At 68.3% G+C, this 17,201-nt stretch carries 19 protein-coding genes; 7 read left to right on the top strand and 12 right to left on the bottom strand.

All coding sequences use genetic code 11. The annotated features are described in order from the left end of the window. Genes B7L05_RS09005 through B7L05_RS08975 form a run of 7 tightly spaced genes read right to left on the bottom strand, consistent with a single transcriptional unit; the run spans position 1 to position 5,423 of the window. A complete protein-coding gene (locus B7L05_RS09005; RefSeq protein WP_085809940.1) occupies positions 1-504 on the bottom strand; it encodes a hypothetical protein in 504 nt (167 codons plus the stop codon). Between the two features lie 11 nt (positions 505-515). Beyond that, the gene (gene egtD, locus B7L05_RS09000; RefSeq protein WP_085809939.1) at positions 516-1,493 is read right to left on the bottom strand and encodes an L-histidine N(alpha)-methyltransferase; all 978 of its coding nucleotides are present in this window, start codon (positions 1,491-1,493) and stop codon (positions 516-518) included. A gap of 25 nt (positions 1,494-1,518) precedes the next feature. Next, complete coding sequence (egtB, locus tag B7L05_RS08995) at positions 1,519-2,772, bottom strand: ergothioneine biosynthesis protein EgtB (protein ID WP_085809938.1); 1,254 nt, start codon at positions 2,770-2,772, stop codon at positions 1,519-1,521. Between the two features lie 60 nt (positions 2,773-2,832). Further along, complete coding sequence (locus B7L05_RS08990) at positions 2,833-3,390, bottom strand: cob(I)yrinic acid a,c-diamide adenosyltransferase (RefSeq protein ID WP_085809937.1); 558 nt, start codon at positions 3,388-3,390, stop codon at positions 2,833-2,835. 26 nt (positions 3,391-3,416) lie between these two features. Further along, positions 3,417-3,653, bottom strand: a complete 237-nt coding sequence (locus B7L05_RS08985) for a twin transmembrane helix small protein (protein WP_085809936.1) — start codon at positions 3,651-3,653, stop codon at positions 3,417-3,419. A 9-nt stretch (positions 3,654-3,662) separates the two neighbouring features. Next, the gene (gluQRS, locus tag B7L05_RS08980; protein ID WP_085809935.1) at positions 3,663-4,568 is read right to left on the bottom strand and encodes a tRNA glutamyl-Q(34) synthetase GluQRS; all 906 of its coding nucleotides are present in this window, start codon (positions 4,566-4,568) and stop codon (positions 3,663-3,665) included. 39 nt (positions 4,569-4,607) lie between these two features. After that, the gene (locus B7L05_RS08975) at positions 4,608-5,423 is read right to left on the bottom strand and encodes an enoyl-CoA hydratase/isomerase family protein (protein ID WP_085809934.1); all 816 of its coding nucleotides are present in this window, start codon (positions 5,421-5,423) and stop codon (positions 4,608-4,610) included. Between the two features lie 100 nt (positions 5,424-5,523). On the opposite strand from B7L05_RS08975, the gene B7L05_RS08970 reads away from it, so the two are divergent. From B7L05_RS08970 to ppc, 3 genes are all read left to right on the top strand, one after another. Continuing rightward, entirely contained in the window at positions 5,524-6,093 is a 570-nt protein-coding gene (locus B7L05_RS08970; RefSeq protein ID WP_085809933.1) for an HNH endonuclease, read from the top strand. A gap of 19 nt (positions 6,094-6,112) precedes the next feature. Next, positions 6,113-6,529 (top strand): EF-hand domain-containing protein, encoded by a 417-nt coding sequence (locus B7L05_RS08965; protein ID WP_085809932.1) that lies wholly within the window; start codon positions 6,113-6,115, stop codon positions 6,527-6,529. A gap of 62 nt (positions 6,530-6,591) precedes the next feature. Continuing rightward, complete coding sequence (gene ppc / locus B7L05_RS08960) at positions 6,592-9,249, top strand: phosphoenolpyruvate carboxylase (protein WP_085809931.1); 2,658 nt, start codon at positions 6,592-6,594, stop codon at positions 9,247-9,249. Positions 9,250-9,304: 55 nt separating this feature from the next. On the opposite strand, the gene B7L05_RS08955 is transcribed toward ppc, so the two are convergent. From B7L05_RS08955 to B7L05_RS08940, 4 genes are read right to left on the bottom strand one after another with little or no spacing between them, the layout of a single operon-like run. Next, positions 9,305-9,697, bottom strand: coding sequence for a thioesterase family protein (locus B7L05_RS08955; RefSeq protein ID WP_085810083.1), 393 nt, complete (start codon positions 9,695-9,697; stop codon positions 9,305-9,307). Then, entirely contained in the window at positions 9,694-10,254 is a 561-nt protein-coding gene (locus tag B7L05_RS08950) for a DedA family protein (protein ID WP_085809930.1), read from the bottom strand. Before B7L05_RS08950 ends, B7L05_RS08955 begins: the two co-directional genes overlap by 4 nt. Continuing rightward, positions 10,251-10,748, bottom strand: a complete 498-nt coding sequence (locus B7L05_RS08945; RefSeq protein ID WP_085809929.1) for a hypothetical protein — start codon at positions 10,746-10,748, stop codon at positions 10,251-10,253. Before B7L05_RS08945 ends, B7L05_RS08950 begins: the two co-directional genes overlap by 4 nt. Further along, positions 10,745-12,817: a S9 family peptidase gene (locus B7L05_RS08940; protein WP_085809928.1), complete on the bottom strand. Its 2,073-nt coding sequence runs from the start codon at positions 12,815-12,817 to the stop codon at positions 10,745-10,747. Before B7L05_RS08940 ends, B7L05_RS08945 begins: the two co-directional genes overlap by 4 nt. 275 nt (positions 12,818-13,092) lie before the next feature. Here B7L05_RS08940 and B7L05_RS08935 point away from each other — a divergent pair, with 275 nt between their 5' ends. Beyond that, positions 13,093-14,022 carry a DUF808 domain-containing protein gene (locus B7L05_RS08935; RefSeq protein WP_085809927.1) on the top strand — a complete coding sequence of 310 codons (930 nt, stop codon included), beginning with the start codon at positions 13,093-13,095 and terminating at the stop codon, positions 14,020-14,022. Positions 14,023-14,044: 22 nt separating this feature from the next. Here B7L05_RS08935 and B7L05_RS08930 read toward each other — a convergent pair whose 3' ends face one another. Continuing rightward, complete coding sequence (locus tag B7L05_RS08930; RefSeq protein ID WP_085809926.1) at positions 14,045-14,965, bottom strand: ABC transporter ATP-binding protein; 921 nt, start codon at positions 14,963-14,965, stop codon at positions 14,045-14,047. Positions 14,966-15,032: 67 nt separating this feature from the next. Between B7L05_RS08930 and B7L05_RS08925 the strand changes: the two genes are divergently transcribed. The 3 genes from B7L05_RS08925 to tldD all read left to right on the top strand — a co-directional run bounded on the left by B7L05_RS08925 (position 15,033) and on the right by tldD (position 17,076). After that, positions 15,033-15,263, top strand: a complete 231-nt coding sequence (locus B7L05_RS08925) for a zinc-finger domain-containing protein (protein WP_085809925.1) — start codon at positions 15,033-15,035, stop codon at positions 15,261-15,263. A gap of 139 nt (positions 15,264-15,402) precedes the next feature. Continuing rightward, positions 15,403-15,597, top strand: a complete 195-nt coding sequence (locus B7L05_RS08920; RefSeq protein WP_144037207.1) for a hypothetical protein — start codon at positions 15,403-15,405, stop codon at positions 15,595-15,597. 54 nt (positions 15,598-15,651) lie between these two features. Then, on the top strand, positions 15,652-17,076 hold the full coding sequence (tldD, locus tag B7L05_RS08915; protein WP_085809923.1) for a metalloprotease TldD: 1,425 nt from the start codon (positions 15,652-15,654) through the stop codon (positions 17,074-17,076). Positions 17,077-17,201 lie beyond the last annotated feature (125 nt).

The raw sequence follows: 17,201 nt of genomic DNA, 5'->3' as shown, positions 1-17,201 counted from the left end.
CTACTTGCCGAGCGCCTTGGCGAGCTCAGCCTTGGTCATCGTCGAGCGGCCCTTGATGTCGCGGTCGCGCGCCTCGGCGAGGAGATCAGCCTTGGTCGGCTCGCCACCGCGGTCGCGGTAGCGGGCGGTCTTCTCCGCGACGTCGGCTGGCTGATCGGAGAATTGCTTGCCCTTGGCGGTATCGCGACGCTTCTTGGCGGTGGTGCGTGCGTATTCTTCCTTGCTCAGCACTGCGCGCGCCTTCTTGGGCAGGTAGCGCTCGCCCGTCTCGCCGCTCTTCTTGCCCGACTTCGTGCCCCACTCTTCCTCGGTCCATTCGTGCAGGCTGTTGTCGGCGTCCTTCTCGCCGACGTAGCCGCCGCCCGCCTTCTTGTATTCGGCGACCGCGAGCTGCGCCTTGCGCGCGGACCATTCGCCCTTCTTGCCGCCCTTCGCACCAGCGGTGACGCGCGCCTTCACCTTTTCCCACAGTTCGGGATCGTCACGCTCGGCGGTCTCGCTCATCGGATCGGCTCCTAGGGGGCGGGGCGCTCGGCCTGTGCCTCGGCGAGGTAGACGCCGAACAGCCCGTCGGGATCGGTCCACTCGGCGACCGGCGTCCAGCCGCCAGCGCGCAGCAGGATGCGGGCGTCGCGCGGGCCATATTTATGGCTGTTCTCGGTGTGGATCGTCGCGCCCGCCTCGATCGCGAAGGGCCGCCCTTCGACCTCGAACGCGACGTCGCGCAGCGCCTCCAAATGCATCTCGATCCGCGCGCGATCGTCGTTCCAGCGCGCGCGATGCGTGAAGGCGTCGAGCGGCACGGTGCCGTCAAGCTCGCGATTGATCCGCTCGAGCAGGTTCATGTTGAACGCGGCGGTCACGCCGGCGGCATCGTCATAGGCGCGCGTCAGCACGTCGGCGTCTTTGATCCGGTCCATCCCGATCAGCAGATGCGCGCCGAGCCCGAGTGAGCCGCGCATCGCGCGCAGCAGATCGACCGCGGCGTGCGGGATGAGATTGCCGATCGTCGAGCCGGGAAAGAAGCCGAGCTTGGGCGCCGCCGCGATCGTGTTGGGCAAGGTGAGCGCGCGGGTGAAATCGGCCTCGAACGGCAGCACGAACAGGTCGGGATAGGCGGCAGACAAGGCTCGCGAGGATTCGCGCAGGAAATCGCCCGATATGTCGATTGGTACATAGGCCGACGGCTTCACCGCATCGATCACCAGCGGCGTCTTGGTCGACGAACCCGATCCGAACTCGACCAGTGCCGCGTCGGCGGGGACGAGGCGCGCGAGCTCGGGCGCGACCCGCTGGAGGATCGCGGTCTCGGTACGCGTCGGATAATATTCGGGCAGCTCGGTGATCTGTTCGAACAATTGCGATCCGCGATGGTCGTAGAACCAGCGCGCGGGGAGCGCACGCGGCCGGCGTTCGAGCCCGGCGAGGACGTCGGCGCGGAACTGCGGGTCGGCGAGCGACGCCTGGCCGTCCTCGATCTCTGGCTTGAGCATTGGCGTCCTTTCGCGAAGCGCTGTGTCAGGCATTCTTGGCCAGCCTGACGCCGGTGAACTGCCAGCGCTGATGGGGGTAGAAGAAGTTGCGGTAGCAGGCGCGCACGTGCCCGCGCGGCGTGGCGCACGATCCGCCGCGCAGCACGAACTGGCCGCTCATGAACTTGCCGTTGTATTCGCCCACCGCGCCTTCCGCGGCGGCGAAGCCGGGATAGGGGCGATAGGCGCTGCCGGTCCATTCCCACACGTCGCCGAAGAGGGCCGGGCCGTCGCCTGCGGGCCGGGGTTCGATCGCACCGGCGCGGTCGAGCTGGTTGCCCGCGGCGGGATCGTGCGCGGCGGCGGCGGCTTCCCATTCGAATTCGGTCGGCAGTCGTGCGCCCGCCCAGCTGGCATAGGCATCCGCCTCGTAGAAGCTGACGTGCGTCACCGGCGCGGCGGGATCGACCGGGCGGCGACCGTCGAGCCCGAAGCGCGTCCAGATGCCGTCGCGTTCTTCCCAATAGAGCGGCGCGGTGATGCCCTCGCGCTGCACCCACGCCCAGCCATCAGCCAGCCACCAACGCGGTTCGCCATAGCCGCTGTCGGCGATGAACGCCTGCCACTCGCCGTTGGTGACGGTGCGGTCGGCGATACGGTGCGCCGGCACCAGCGCGCGGTGGCGTGGCCCTTCGCAGTCGAACGCGAAGCCCGCCCCGTTGTGCCCGATGTCCACGATCGCCTCGTCGCGTGCGATCCAGCCGATCGGCGCCGGCATCGCGACCGGCACCTTGGGCGCGGCGGGCCAGATCGCCGGCTCGAGCGGGTTCTCCGAGAAGAGGTGCAGCATATCGGTGACGAGCAGCTCCTGGTGCTGCTGCTCGTGGTGGCAGCCGAGCGCGACGAGCGTTCGCGCATCCTCGCCAAGATTAGGCAGCGCGGCGACCAGCGCCGCATCGACCGCAGCACGATAGGCGAGCACTTCATCGAGCGACGGGCGCGTGATCATGCCGCGCCGACCGCGCGCGTGACGTCGCCCTTCCGCCTCGTAATAGCTGTTGAACAGGAACGGGAAGCGCGGATCGTGCAGCCGATAGCCTGGCACGTGATCGCGCAGGATGAAGGTCTCGAAAAACCAGCTGGTGTGGGCGAGATGCCATTTCGCCGGCGAGGCATCGTCCATCGACTGGACCGTCGCGTCGGCATCGCCGAGCGGAGCGACAAGCGCACCGGTCAGCGCGCGAACTTCTATGTAGCGCGTCGCGAGTTCGTCCGACGCCGACGTTGGCTGAACCTGCATCCTGTTCCTTCCATCGGAACGCGAACGGCAGGCCGAAAGCGGGAAATCCGCCGGCTGGTGCTAGCGCGATCCCCCAGGCACCCAAAGAACGTCCGCGGTGCCTTGTTGGTTCACCCAACGGCACGCGACGAACAAATAATCACTTAGGCGATTGATATACATCAAAGCTGCGGGGTTGATTGGGCCGTGAATTGAAACACATGCACGCTCCGCACGGCGCACGATTGCGCGCGCGAGATGCAGTGATGCCGCCGCGCCGCCGGGCAGGATGAAGCTGGTGAGCGGCGCCATCCCGTCGTTCAACGCGTCGATCGCGTGCTCGACCCACGTAACCTGCGCGGGCACGATGCGCAGCGTCATGTCGGACGGCGCGAAATCGTCGCCCGGCGTTGCGAGATCGGCGCCGAGATCGAATAGGTCGTTCTGGATGCGCGACAGTTCCGCCACGATCGGATGATCGGCCAGACTGGCGATCGCGACGCCGATCGCGCTGTTTGCCTCGTCGACATCACCGATCGCCTCCATGCGGGGATCAGCCTTCGAGACGCGGCTACCATCGACGAGACCGGTGGTCCCATCGTCGCCAGTGCGCGTGTAGATCTTGTTGAGCTTAACCACCGAGCGTCAGTGACAGGGGGGCGGCGTCAGGTACGGCCGGCGGCGAACAGCAGGACAACGACGATCAGCACCGCCAGCGCCTGGAACAGAATGCGCTGCTGCATCATGCGGTTCGACTTGAGCTGGCTCGCGCTCGGGCCGCCGGTGTTGATACCGTGCGCCTCGTCGCTCGCGCTTTTCAGGAAAGCGACGATGCCGCGGATCAGGGCAACGAGCGTCGCGATCATGGCTGCGACGAGGAGGATCACCAGAAACGTCTGCATGCGCCCTATCTAGGCGTCGTCGACGGGGTTTGAAAGCCGTCCGCAGCGAAGATCGTCGGCGACCGCCCGGCCATCGACGCCGCGTGCGCGCAGGTCGGCGAGTGCGGGGGCGCCGTCGCGCTTGGCGAGCCGGCGCCCGTTGGGGCCGAGCAGCAGCGGATGATGATGGTAGGCCGGGGTCGGCAGGTCGAGCAGCGCCTGGAGCAGGCGATGGACGTGAGTGGCGGCGAACAGGTCCACACCGCGGATCACGTCGGTGACGCCCTGCCACGCATCGTCGATCGTGACGGCGAGGTGATAGCTCGCCGGCGCATCCTTGCGCGCGAGGACGACGTCGCCCGCCGCGAGCGGATCGGCGCGGATCGTTTCGCCGTGATCGGTCCAGGCGAGCGGGCCCGCCTGCGTGGCGGCAGCGGCCATGTCGAGCCGCCAGCAATACGGGCGTTCGGGGTCGTCGGCGCGCTTCCGGCACGTGCCCGGATAGACCGGCTCGGCACCGTGCGGGGCGGCAAGGCTGGCGGCGGCGATCTCTGCCCGCGTGCAATAGCAGCGGTACAGCAGCCCCGCGCCGCGCAGCCGGTCGAGCGCGGCGGCGTAAGCGGCGAGCCGCGCGGACTGGAACACGATCTCGCCATCCCACGCGAGTCCGAGCCAGGCGAGATCGTCGAGGATCGTTGCAACATGCTCGGGGCGGCTGCGCGTGCCGTCGATATCCTCGATCCGGACGAGGAAGCGCCCATCGTGCGTGCGCGCGTGATCGTGCGCCAGGATCGCGCTGTACGCGTGGCCGAGATGCAGCCGCCCGGTGGGCGAGGGAGCGAAGCGGGTGACGATCACGCCCACGATGTGCGGCCCGGCGGGGGTGGCGGCAAGAGGCGCGCGGGCTGTCTCGCGCCGCGCGCCCCGCAGCGTCATCGACGCGAAGCGGCGGGGAGCTGCCTCCGCCCTCGCCCGTCAGCGGCCGCTGAACCGCGGCTCGCGCTTCTCCATGAAGGCAGCGACCCCCTCCTGGTGGTCCTCGGTCGCCATCAGGCGGCGGATCGTCTCGATCGCCCAGCCGCCGAGCTCGCGCGCGTCGCCGTACGCCGCGCGGCGCAGCCCCTCCTTCATGTAGCGCAGCGCGAGCGGCGGGTTGGCGGCGATCCGCCCGGCAAGCTCGCGTGCGCGCGCCATCAGCGCGTCGTGCGGCACCACCTCGCGCACCAGCCCGACGCGCGCCGCTTCGGCCGCGTCGATCACGTCGCCGGTGAAGAGCAGCTCGGCGGCCTTCGCTGGCCCGACGATCGCGGGCAGGCGGTAGAAGCCGCCGACGTCGCACACCAGCCCGCGCTTGATGAACAGCTCGGCGAACTTCGCCCTGTCCGACGCGATGCGGATATCGGCGTAGAGCGCGAGCTCCATCCCCCAGCCGACCGCCGCGCCGTTGACTGCGGCAATCACCGGCTTGTCGCATTCGAGCGCGGCGATCGCCGCCGGCGTCGGCTGGTGGCGCACGACGGGCGGGGCCTTGCGGCTGGCAAAGGCATCGGGGCCGGCCATGATCTCGCCGACATCGTCGCCCGAGCAGAAGGCGGGATCGGCGCCGGTAACGATGACGCAGCGCGCGTCCTCGTCGGTCACGGCGCGGCGGAACGCGGCCTCGAGCTTGGCGTAAGCGTCCCAGTTCAGCGCGTTGCGGCGGTGCGGGCGGTTGAGCGTGATCGTCGCGACGTGATCGGCGACGGCGTAGGTCACGCTTTCGCCCGCGGCGCCCTGGCTCGTGTCGGTCATTGCATCCTCTCCCCTTGACCCGGCGTTTTGCCGGCTGTCATCATGGCGTCACCGCCGGGCGCGACATGCACCGGCGACACGGTATCGAAGGGGAGCGCGCTTGTTCCATCCCGATCTGATCCGCCACCCGGAGGCGTGCCCGACGCTCGTTCTCAACGCCGATTACACGCCCCTGTCCTATTATCCGCTCAGCATCTGGCCGTGGCAGACCGCGGTCAAGGCGGTGTTTCTCGATCGCGTCGATATCGTCGCGCATTACGAGCGCGAGGTGCGCAGTCCCACCCACGCGATGAAGCTGCCGTCGGTGATCGCGCTGAAGCAATATGTGAAGCCGTCGCAGTTCCCTGCGTTCACGCGCTTCAACCTGTTCCTGCGCGATCGCTTCGCCTGCCAATATTGCGGCACCGACCAGCGTGATCTGACGTTCGATCATGTCGTGCCGCGCGCGCAGGGCGGGCGCACGACGTGGGAGAACGTCGTCACCGCGTGCGCGCCGTGCAATCTTAAGAAGGGCGGGCGCACCCCCAGGCAGGCGGCGATGCCGCTGCACGTCGAGCCGATCCGCCCGACGAGCTGGCAGCTGCAGGAGCACGGGCGCAGCTTTCCGCCCAATTATCTCCACCAGACGTGGCACGATTGGCTGTATTGGGACGTTGAGCTGGACGCGTAACGACAGGAGGAATGCGTCCATGCGGGGGTTGATCGTGCTGGCGGGAATCGTGCCGCTGGTCGCCGGATGCGGCACGGGTACGACAAGCGCCGACGAGAATGCCGCCGCCGCCAATTACCGTCCCCCAACGGTCACCTCGCGGCTCGACTTCGGCGGCTCGATCGAGCGGCGGTTTCACCGGCTCGACAAAGATGGCGACGATCGGCTGGTGCGTGACGAGCTGCCGCCGCGGCTGCGCGGCGCGTTCGACCGCTACGATGCCGACGGCAACGGCAGCCTCAATTCGGACGAATGGGGCAAGCTGATGCTCGATCGCTTCGACCGCATGGACGCCAACCGCGACGGCACGGTGACGAGCGAAGAGCGCGATGCGGCGCGCGCCGCCGCGCGGGCTGCACGCGCCGCTACTGGCGGCGCTGCGTCGGCCGGCAGTTGACGGGCGGCGGGGCGCGCGGCGGGCGCGTTGACGATGCCTCTGGTGCGGTGCAGCATGACGCGATGAGCGCGCTTCCTCCAGTCACCAACAACGACGATATCCGCTATCTAGGTCGCATCCTGGGCGACGTGATCCGTGATCTGGGCAGCCCGCGATTGTTCGAGGCGACCGAGGCGATCCGTGCCGCGTCGGTCGAGCGGCACCGCGGCGGCGGCGCGCCCGTCGATCATCACCTCGACGCACTGAGCCTCGACGAAACGCTCGATTTCGTGCGCGGCTTCATGCTCTTCTCGATGCTCGCCAACCTCGCCGAGGACCGACAGGGGATCGCGGCGGAGGAGGGCGCGGACCTCGCGAGTGCGCTCGAGCGGCTGGCCGACGAGGGCATCGACAAAACGGCGGTCGCGAAGCTGCTCGATCACGCCCTCATCGCACCGGTGCTCACCGCGCATCCCACCGAGGTGCGCCGCAAAAGCATGATCGATCACCGCAACCGCATCGCCGCGCTGATGGCGCTGCGCGATGCCGGTGCGCGCGAGACGCCCGAGGGCGATCTGATCGACGAGGCGATCGTGCGGCAGGTCGCGCTGCTGTGGCAGACGCGCGTGCTGCGCCGCGAGCGGCTCTACGTCACCGACGAAGTGGAGACCGCGCTCAGTTATCTGCGCGACGTGTTCCTCCCCGTGATCCCCGCACTCTACCAGCGCTGGGACCGCGCGATGGGTGCGCGCGTCCCGGGCTTCCTCCGGCCCGGCAGCTGGATCGGCGGCGATCGCGACGGCAACCCGTTCGTCACCGCCGACTCGCTCAAGACCGCGCTCGCCAAGGCGTCCGCTGCCGCTATCGGCTTCTACCTCGATCAGCTCCACGCGCTCGGTGCCGAACTGTCGATCTCGGCCGATCACGCCGCGGTCGACGCGGCGGTGATCGCGCTGGCCGAGGCGAGCGGCGACGATGCCGAGAGCCGCCGCGACGAGCCGTACCGACGCGCGCTGTCGGGCATCTACGCGCGTACCGCCGCGACCTACGCCAAGCTGACCGGCACGCCGCCGCCGCGCCCGAGCCGCGCCGCCGAGCCCTATGCCAACCCAGACGATCTGCGCGCCGATCTCGTCACGATCGCGCGACCGCTCGGCAATGGCCCGCTGGCGAGCGGCGGCGCGATCGGCCGGCTAATTCGCGCGGTGGAGGTGTTCGGCTTCCACCTCGCGACGCTCGACCTCAGGCAGAACAGCGCGGTGCACGAGAGGGTCGTCGCCGAACTGCTCGTGCACGCCGGGGTGTGCAACGACTATGCCGCGCTCGACGAGGCGGCGCGCGTCGACCTGCTGACACGAGAACTCGCGACCGCGCGGCCGCTGACCAGCCGCTTCATCGACTATAGCGAGGAAACGGCGGGCGAGCTCGCGATCGTTGCGGCGGCGGCGGACGCGCATGCCGCCTACGGGCCGGCGTGTATCCGCCAGTATATCGTATCGATGTGCAAATCGGTCAGCGACCTGCTCGAGGTGCATCTGCTGCTCAAAGAGGTCGGCCTCTACGTACCCGGCGATCCGGCGACCGCGACGGTGATGGCAGTGCCGCTGTTCGAGACGATCGAGGATCTCGAAGCCGCGCCGAACATCATGACCGACTGGTTCGCACTGCCCGCGGTGGCGGCGATCGCCGGTGCGCGCGGCCATCAGGAAGTGATGATCGGCTATTCCGATTCGAACAAGGATGGCGGCTACCTAACCTCGACGTGGCAATTGTCGAAGGCGTCGACCGCACTGAAGCCGGTGTTCGAGGCAGCGGGCGTCGGCATGCAGTTGTTCCACGGGCGCGGCGGCGCGGTGGGGCGGGGCGGCGGATCGGCGTTCGCCGCGATCCGTGCGCAGCCGCCGGGCACGGTGCAGGGCCGCATCCGGATCACCGAGCAGGGTGAGGTGATCGCGGGGAAATACGGCACGCGCGAGAGTGCGACGACCAATCTCGAGGCAATCGCGTCCGCCACCCTGCTCGCCAGCCTGTCGCCCGCGCCGCTCTCCAATGCCGAGAACGAGAGCTTCGCAGCGGCGATGGACCAGCTGTCCGGCGCGGCGTTCCACGCCTATCGCGATCTCGTCTACGGCACGGAGGGGTTCCGCACCTTCTTCCGCCAGATGACGCCGATCGCGGAGATTTCGGGGCTCAAGATCGGCAGCCGCCCGGCTAGCCGCAAGAAATCGAACCGGATCGAGGATCTGCGCGCGATCCCCTGGGTATTCAGCTGGGCGCAGGCGCGCGTGATGCTGCCGGGATGGTATGGCGTCGGCCAGGCGATCGCCGGGTTCGCCGACAAGGGTCTCCTCGCCGAAATGGCGCAAGGCTGGCCGCTATTCGCCGCGACGCTCGCCAACATGGAGATGGTGCTCGCGAAATCGGACATGGGGATCGCCGAACGCTACGCAGGCCTGGTCGAGGACGAGAAGCTGGGCGCACGCATCTTCGGCCGGATCAGGGACGACTGGCAGCAGACGCACGACGGGCTACTCGCCGTCACCGGCCAGTCACGTCTGCTCGAAAAGCATCCCGCGCTCGACGCGTCGATCCGGCTGCGGCTGCCCTATATCGAGCCGCTCAACCTGCTGCAGATCGAGCTGATGCGGCGCCACCGCGCGGGCGAGGAGGATGCGCGGATCGGCGAGGGTATCCTCCTGTCGATCAACGCGATCGCGACGGGCCTGCGCAATTCGGGATAGCGCCGCCGCGACTGCGTCGATCCGATAATCGCGGTGCGACTAGCGTGTCGCGGGGCTAGCGTTCCAGGAACGGGGCCGCCACGTCGGGGCGGACGCGCAGAAGGCGGCCGGTGGCGCGATCGAGCAGCGCCCAGGTGGTGACGCCTTCGACCAGCGTCTTGCCGGCGGCATCGGTGAAGCGGAAGTGGCGATCGAAGCGCGCGCCGCGCGGCGCCTCCGGCACCCAGGTCTCGCCGGTCGCCGTCTCGCCGGGGCCGAGGTTGCCGCGATAGTCGATCGCATGGCGCGTCACGACCCAGACATAGGCGTCGCGATGCGCCGCCGGCGCGACATGCTCCCAATGCGCTACCGCCAGTTCCTGCACCCAGCGCACCCAAACGGCGTTGTTGACGTGGCCGAGCTCGTCGATGTCGTCCGGCGCGGCGGTGAACGGTTTGGTGAAGCTCATCGCGCGCGCCACCAGCGGATCAGCTGGAACAGCGCGAAGCCGCCGGCGAGAACGGCGACGCCAACGAGCAGCGTGTGGCGGCTGGGGCGCAGGCGGCCGGCGAATTCGGTCACCGCCTCGCCGAACCAATAGCCGAGCGCGGTGAACAGCGCGGCCCACAGCACCGCCGCGGCGGCGTTGATCGGGAGGAAGGTCGCGGTGGGGACTTGGCTGGTGCCGATCGCGACAGGACTGACGGTGCGGAAGCCGTAGAGGAAGCGGAACGCGAAGATGAAGCCGATCGGATAGCGTTCGAGCAGCTGCAGCGCCTTGGCGAAGGCGCGCTTCTTCACCCAGCGTTGGACGAACGCGCGGTCGCGGTAACGCCGCCCGGCGGCGAAGAACGCCTGATCGGCGAGGAACGAGCCGACCGCGGCGGCGACGAAGGCGAACGGCCAGGCGATCAGCCCCTGGTGAGCGAGCAATCCGCCGGCGACCACCGCAGTCTCGCCCTCCAGCATCGCGCCGGCGAACACGGCGGCGATGCCCCAGCGCGCGACGATCGCCTCAATGCTCATTTACACAGCTTGCCGGTATCGCGGCAGAAGGCGGCAGCGACGTCCTTCTTGAAGTCGAGCGTGCCGAGCGACGCGATCGCCTCCGCCATCACCATCGGCTGCACTGCGCGCAGCCGCTGCTGCTCATGGCGCTCGGCCGCGGCGACGAGCGCGGTGAGCTCGCCGGGCGTCAGCCGCTTGGCGTAGGCGGTGCCGAACGCTGTCTCGATCCGCGCCATGCCGGCGGCGAGCGTCGTGCGCGCCGTCGCGCGCAGCCGCGCCTGCTCGGTCGGCGACAGGTCGGGATGCGCCGCGACGAGATCGTCGGTGTCCTTGGCCGCGACGAGCGGCAGCAGCGCCATGATCGAGCCGGTACGTGCCAGCCTTGCCCCCATCACCACTGCCGCGGGTGATGGCGCGGACGTGACCGCTGGCGCCGGAGCCTGCGCCGGGGTGCGCGCAGAATCTGCGGCCGGTGCCGCCGCACCCTGCATGAGCAGGGTGAGCAGGATCATGCCTCGACGCCCAGCTGCCACAGCACGAAGGCGTGCTCCTCGGCCGCCTCGCGCAGGCTCTCGAACCGGCCCGACTTGCCGCCGTGGCCCGCGCCCATGTTGGTTTTGAGCAGCAGGACGTTATCGTCGGTCTTGGTCGCGCGCAGCTTGGCGGCCCATTTCGCCGGTTCCCAATAGGTGACGCGCGGATCGTTGAGCCCGCCCGAGATGAACAGCGGCGGATAATTCTGCGCGCGCACGTTGTCGTACGGGCTGTAGCTGCGGATCAGCTGGAACGCGGCGGGATCGGTGATCGGATTGCCCCATTCGGGCCACTCGCCCGGGGTGAGCGGCAGGCTTTCGTCGAGCATGGTGTTGAGCACGTCGACGAACGGCACGTCGGCGATCACCGCGCCCCACAATTCGGGATCGGAATTGACCACCGCGCCCATCAACTCGCCGCCCGCCGAGCGTCCGGCGATCGCGATCCGCCCCACGCTGGTCCAGCCCTGCGCGATCAGCCCGCGCGCAACGTCGACGAAATCGTTGAAGGTGTTGGTGCGCTTGTCGAGCTTGCCGTCGTGATACCATTGCTGGCCGAGATCGTCGCCGCCGCGGATATGCGCGATGGCATAGGCGAAGCCGCGGTCGAGCAGCGAGAGCCGCCCGGTCGAGAAGCCCGGCGGGATCGCGTGGCCGTACGCACCATAAGCGTAGAGGAACAGCGGGCGGCTGCCGTCGCGCGGGAAGTCTGCCGGATAGACGATCGAGACTGGGATCTGCGTGCCGTCGCGCGCGGCGATGTGCAGCCGTTCGGTGCGATACTTGGCCGCATCGTAGCCCGAGGGAATCTCCTGCACCTTGAGCGTCGCCAGCGTCTTCGTCGCAGTGTCATAATCGTAGACGGTGCCCGGCGTGACCATCGATTCGTAACCGAGCCGGATGACCGTCTGGTCGTATTCGGGATTGTCGCCGCTGCCGGCGGCGTAGCTCGCCTCAGGGAAGGCGATGCGCTCGGCGACCGTGGGCGCGTCGTAGCGGTGGATCGCGACCTGATCGAGCCCGTCCTCGCGCCCCTCGACGATGAAGAAGTCGCGGTAGCATTCGACGCCGGTCATGTAGAAATGCGCCGACGGGCCGATCAGCTCGGTCCACTCGCCCGGGGTGGCGATCGGCGCGGTGACGAGGCGCCACATCGGGTTCACGTCGTTGGTGTGGATGAACAGCGTGTCGCCGTGCGTGTCGACGTCATATTCGCGCCCCGGCTGGCGCGGCGCGACGAGAATCGGCGCCGCCTGCGGATCGTTCGCGGGGTAGAGGCGCACCTCACTCGTCACGTGATCGCCCGTCGCGATGACGATCCACCGCCGGTCGCTCGTTTCCGATACGGCGACGCGATAGCCCTCGTCGTCCTCGTGATAGAGTTCGACGTCGGTGGCGGGATCGGTGCCGAGCACGTGCAGCCGCGCATTGTCGGTGCGCCATTCCTTGTTGGCGAGGCCGTAGAGGAACGCCGAATCGTCCGCGGTCCACACGATGTCGGACAGCATGCCGGGGATCGTGTCGGGCAGCAGCGCGCCGGTGGCGAGATCCTTGACGTAGATGGTGAAACGCTCGGACCCGTTGTCGTCGATCGCATAGGCGAGCAGCCGCGCGTCGTTCGACACGGCGAACGCGCCGAGGCGGAAATACTCCTTACCCTCGGCGAGCGCCGGTTCGTCGAGCAGCAGCACATCGGCGCTACCGTCGTCGGGCGCGCCGACGGGGCGGCGCCACCATTTGCGATACTGGCCGCCAGTCTCGTACGCCGTCCAATACAGCCAATCGCCGTCCTTCTGCGGCACCGAGGATTCGTCCTCCTTGATGCGCGCCTTCATCTCCTCGTACAGCCGGTCGACGAGCGGGCGGTGCGGGGCCATCATCGCCTCGAAATAGGCGTTTTCCGCCTCGAGGTAGGCGAGCACGTCCCTGTCGCCAACGTCGGGGTAGTCGGGATCCTTCAGCCAGGCCCAGGGATCGGAGATGGAGACGCCGTGGCGTTCGAATTGGTGCGGACGGGTGGCGGCGATCGGCGGGGTCGGAAGCGTCATGACGCCCGTCTTACGTCCTGCTCCAGATAAGTCGATGCGCAGGCAAGATTGCACAAAATGCAATTCACTTCGTTTTTTTTGCAATTGCGGCGAATCATGCTGCGTCGCACAAGGATCAGGCCTTTCAGGCATCCTCTCCTAAAAACTTTTCCGGCCGATCCTTTTCGTAAGGGTCGGCCTTTTTTTCGTGTTCGGCCGCGGAACGCGTGCGCTTGCCCGCGCGCTCGGCGTCCAGCAAGGACGGTCTGCACCGTTCGCAATAGGGGAATGACCGCATGGCCGGAGGCCTAGTCGCGCTGCTCGACGATATCGCAGCGATCGCCAAGCTCGCCGCGGCGAGCCTCGACGATGTCGCGGCGGCCTCCGCGAAGGCGGGATCGAAGGCGGTCGGCGTGGTGATCGACGATACCGCCGTCACGCCGCGCTACGTCACCGGGCTCAGCCCCGCGCGCGAACTGCCGATCATCTGGAAGATCGCGCTCGGATCCCTTCGCAACAAGCTGCTGTTCCTGCTGCCCGCTGCGCTGCTCCTATCCGCGTTCGCGCCCTGGGCGATCACGCCGATCCTGATGATGGGTGGGGCCTATCTGTGTTTCGAGGCGAGCGAGAAGATCCTCGAAGCGTTCACCGGCGGCCACCACGACGAGGCGGCGGCCGAGATCACCGATCCCAAGCAACTGGAGGATCGCCAGGTCGCGGGCGCGATCCGCACCGATCTGATCCTGTCGGGCGAGATCATGGCGATCGCGCTCGCCGAACTCGCCGACCAGAGCCTCGTCAACCAAGCGATCGCGCTCGCGCTCGTCGGGGTCGCGATCACCGTCGGCGTCTATGGCGTCGTCGCGCTGATCGTGAAGATGGACGATATCGGACTGGCATTGGCGCAGCGCGAAGGCGCGGGCGCGCAGGCGTTCGGACGCGGGCTGGTCTCGGCGATGCCGGTTATCCTGAAGGCGCTCGGCATCATCGGGACGGTAGCGATGCTGTGGGTCGGCGGGCAGATCATCGTCCACGGGCTCGAGCATTTCCACCTGACGCCGCTGCCCGAATGGATCCACCACGCCTCGCTCGCTGCGCGCGCCGCGCTGCCGGCGATCGGCCCGGTGGCGGAGTGGGTCGTCTATGCCGCGCTGTCGGCGGTGGTCGGGATCGTCATCGGCGGCGTGATCGTCGGCCTGCTGCACCTCAAGCCAAAGAAGCATTGAGTGCGGGCGTGCGCCGCCGATCTCAGGCGGGGCTGCGCGTCAGGCTGAGGAACACGTCTTCGAGATCCGCTTCGCGCGTCGAGACGTCGACGATGCCAAACCCCGCCTGCTGCACCGCGGCGAGCACTTCGCCCGCGTTCACCTTGTCCTTCGAATAGGTGATCTCGAGCGTCCGCTCGCCCGCCAGCGTCACCTTCTCGAAACAGATCGCCTCCGGCGGCGCGGCGACGTCGCGGTCCACCGTCACCGCGACGACCTTCTCCTGCGCGCGGCTGAGCAGTTGGCGGGTCGGTTCGTTGGCGACGACTTGCCCGTGGTTGATGATCGCAATCCGGTCGCACAATTGCTCGGCTTCCTCGAGATAGTGCGTCGTGAGCACCACGGTGACGCCGCCTGCGTTGAGCTCGCGTACATAGGCCCACAATTGCTGGCGAAGCTCGATATCGACGCCCGCCGTCGGCTCGTCGAGAACCAGGACTGGCGGCGAGTGGACCATTGCCTTAGCCACCATCAGCCGCCGCTTCATGCCCCCCGAGAGCGTGCGCGCATAGGCGTTGGCCTTGTCCTCCAGATGCACCGCGCGCAACAGCTCGAGCGATCGCCGCTCGGCCTTGGGGATGCCGTAGAGCCCGGCCTGGATCTCCAGCGTCTCGATCGGGGTAAAGAAGGGGTCGAACAGGATCTCCTGATTGACGATGCCGATCGATGCCTTGGCGTTGCGCGGATGCGCATCGATGTCGAACCCCCAGATCGACGCCGTCCCACTGGTCTTGTTGACCAGCCCCGCGAGCGTGTTGATCAGTGTCGACTTGCCCGCGCCATTGGGGCCGAGCAGCCCGAAGATCGTGCCCTGCGGCACATCGAAGCTGACGCGATCGAGCGCGCGCTTGCCGCCCTCGTACGTCTTGCACAGGTCTTTGATCGAGATCGCCGCATCGCTCATGGGCCGGAGCGTTAGGCCGGTGCGCAGGCGATTGCTAGCGCCGGGCCGCGTTGCTAACGCGGGCCGCATGATTGCGCCTCCGCAGACCACCCGCGTTTCGCAGCACCGTGTCGCCTGTGACGGCGCACACGACGGGCTTCCCGCCGCGCTCGGCCATCCGCGCGTCTGGCTCGAGATCAGTGAGTTGGGCTATGTCGACTGCGGCTATTGCGACCGGCGCTTCGTACTGATCGGCGGCGCGGCGGACGGCGCGGACCAGGCGACGCTGCGCGATCACGGCGACGGCGCGGGGCGCTAAGCCGCCAGCGACGGGGCGTCAAAGCGGAAATTTGGCCGGTCGCTGAACGCCGTGTGACGAATTGTCACTGATGTTCGCTGCGCGAAACACCGCGGCGGTGATGGACGTTGGCCGCGCATCCTTTGCTCCGGAGACAAAGATGCGTGATCCTTCTTCAACCGCGTCGCGCCGCGCGCCGCTGCTCCTCGCCCTGGTAATCGGCCTGCTCGGCGTCGCGCTGCTCGTCGTCAATGAACATACCGACTGGCTCGAACTGCGCCCGGCGAGCGGCACGGCGACGGCGATGTCACTCGCCGCCGATCGGGCGCCGGCGGCCGAGACGGCACGGCGCTAAGGCACGCGGCAAGGATCGTTTGCGTTGGGCGGCGCACGCCCTACATTCATCGCCATGACCGTAACCGATCCCCGCTCGTTCCTGTACCGCGACGCGCTCGACCCCGAAGCGGCGAAGGCGCTGACCGCCGACGCTCTCGGGCGGGCTGACGACGGCGAACTGTACCTTCAGTATCGCAAGTCGGAGGCGTTCGGGTTCGACGACGGGCGGCTGAAGACGGCGAGCTACGACACGCATTCGGGCTTCGGCCTGCGCGCCGTGTCGGGTGAGATGACCGCCTTCGCGCACGCGAGCGAGGTGTCCGAAGCCGCGATCAAGCGCGCGGCGGAGACGATGCAGCTGATCGATCCGTCGACCGGGCCGAAGGCGGCGGCGCCCGCGGGCACCAACCAGCGGCTCTACACTGACGGCGATCCGCTCGATCTGGTGCCCTTCGCCGACAAAGTGAATCTGTGCCAGACGATCGACGCCGCCGCCCGCGCGCGCGACCCGCGCGTTGCGCAGGTATCGGTCGGCCTGTCGGGCACGTGGAGCGTGGTGGAGATCGTGCGGCCCGACGGGTTCGTCGCGACCGACGTGCGCCCGCTGGTGCGCCTGAACGTGCAGATCGTCGTTGAGCAGAACGGCCGGCGCGAGACCGGCACGTTCGGGATCGGCGGCCGCTACCTGTACGATTCGCTGTTCGACGCAGCGACGTGGAATCGCGCGATCGACGAGGCGCTGGCGCAGGCGCTGGTGAACCTCGACTCGGTTGCGGCGCCCGCCGGCGAGTTCACCGTGCTATTCGGCCCCGGCTGGCCCGGCATCCTGCTGCACGAGGCGATCGGCCACGGGCTGGAAGGCGACTTCAATCGCAAGGGGACGAGCGCTTTCTCGGGCCGGATCGGCGAGCAGGTCGCCGCGCGCGGCGTCACCGTCGTCGACGACGGATCGATCCGCGACCGCCGCGGGTCGCTGACGATCGACGACGAGGGCACGCCGACGCGTGAGACGATCCTGATCGAGGACGGCTTCCTCAAAGGCTATATGCAGGATCGCCTCAACGCCCGGCTGATGGGCGTTGAGGCGACGGGCAACGGTCGGCGCGAGAGCTTCGCGCACGCGCCGATGCCGCGCATGACCAACACCTTCATGAAGGGCGGCAACGACGATCCCGCCGAGCTGCTGAGCCGCGTGAAGAACGGCATCTTCGCCAAATCCTTCGGCGGCGGACAGGTCGACATCGTGTCGGGCAAGTTCGTCTTCTCGTGCACCGAGGCGTACAAGGTGGAGAACGGGAAGATCGGCGCGCCGATCAAGGGCGCGACATTGATCGGCGACGGCCCGACGGTGCTGACCAAGGTGCTCGGCGTCGGCAATGACTTCGCCCTCGACGAGGGGATCGGCATGTGCGGCAAGGGCGGGCAGAGCGTGCCTGCGGGCGTCGGCCAGCCGACGTTGCTGGTCGGCGGGCTGACGGTGGGCGGCACTGCCGCCTGACGTCAGCCCGCGGGTGGCGCCCGAGTGCTGATCGAGACGGTACCGACCTCGACTGTCGTTTGCAGCGCGGTGGGCAGCGGCGTCGCGGTGCTGCGAGAATGTCTTTTCCTCCGCTAGGTGGCAGC

The organism is Sphingomonas sp. TZW2008 (assembly GCF_002117915.1).
GTDB lineage: Bacteria > Pseudomonadota > Alphaproteobacteria > Sphingomonadales > Sphingomonadaceae > Sphingomonas.
Note: the sequence above shows the minus strand (reverse complement) of the source record. Positions and strands in the feature narration are given on the sequence as shown.

Bases quoted from the DNA above. Each gene is read 5' to 3' on its own strand.
- B7L05_RS09005 (WP_085809940.1), bottom strand. From the start codon at position 504: ATGAGCGAGACCGCCGAGCGTGACGATCCCGAACTGTGGGAAAAGGTG.
- egtD (WP_085809939.1), bottom strand. From the start codon at position 1,493: ATGCTCAAGCCAGAGATCGAGGACGGCCAGGCGTCGCTCGCCGACCCG.
- egtB (WP_085809938.1), bottom strand. From the start codon at position 2,772: ATGCAGGTTCAGCCAACGTCGGCGTCGGACGAACTCGCGACGCGCTAC.
- B7L05_RS08985 (WP_085809936.1), bottom strand. From the start codon at position 3,653: ATGCAGACGTTTCTGGTGATCCTCCTCGTCGCAGCCATGATCGCGACG.
- gluQRS (WP_085809935.1), bottom strand. From the start codon at position 4,568: ATGACGCTGCGGGGCGCGCGGCGCGAGACAGCCCGCGCGCCTCTTGCC.
- B7L05_RS08975 (WP_085809934.1), bottom strand. From the start codon at position 5,423: ATGACCGACACGAGCCAGGGCGCCGCGGGCGAAAGCGTGACCTACGCC.
- B7L05_RS08965 (WP_085809932.1), top strand. From the start codon at position 6,113: ATGCGGGGGTTGATCGTGCTGGCGGGAATCGTGCCGCTGGTCGCCGGA.
- ppc (WP_085809931.1), top strand. From the start codon at position 6,592: ATGAGCGCGCTTCCTCCAGTCACCAACAACGACGATATCCGCTATCTA.
- B7L05_RS08955 (WP_085810083.1), bottom strand. From the start codon at position 9,697: ATGAGCTTCACCAAACCGTTCACCGCCGCGCCGGACGACATCGACGAG.
- B7L05_RS08950 (WP_085809930.1), bottom strand. From the start codon at position 10,254: ATGAGCATTGAGGCGATCGTCGCGCGCTGGGGCATCGCCGCCGTGTTC.
- B7L05_RS08945 (WP_085809929.1), bottom strand. From the start codon at position 10,748: ATGATCCTGCTCACCCTGCTCATGCAGGGTGCGGCGGCACCGGCCGCA.
- B7L05_RS08940 (WP_085809928.1), bottom strand. From the start codon at position 12,817: ATGACGCTTCCGACCCCGCCGATCGCCGCCACCCGTCCGCACCAATTC.
- B7L05_RS08935 (WP_085809927.1), top strand. From the start codon at position 13,093: ATGGCCGGAGGCCTAGTCGCGCTGCTCGACGATATCGCAGCGATCGCC.
- B7L05_RS08930 (WP_085809926.1), bottom strand. From the start codon at position 14,965: ATGAGCGATGCGGCGATCTCGATCAAAGACCTGTGCAAGACGTACGAG.
- B7L05_RS08925 (WP_085809925.1), top strand. From the start codon at position 15,033: ATGATTGCGCCTCCGCAGACCACCCGCGTTTCGCAGCACCGTGTCGCC.
- B7L05_RS08920 (WP_144037207.1), top strand. From the start codon at position 15,403: ATGCGTGATCCTTCTTCAACCGCGTCGCGCCGCGCGCCGCTGCTCCTC.
- tldD (WP_085809923.1), top strand. From the start codon at position 15,652: ATGACCGTAACCGATCCCCGCTCGTTCCTGTACCGCGACGCGCTCGAC.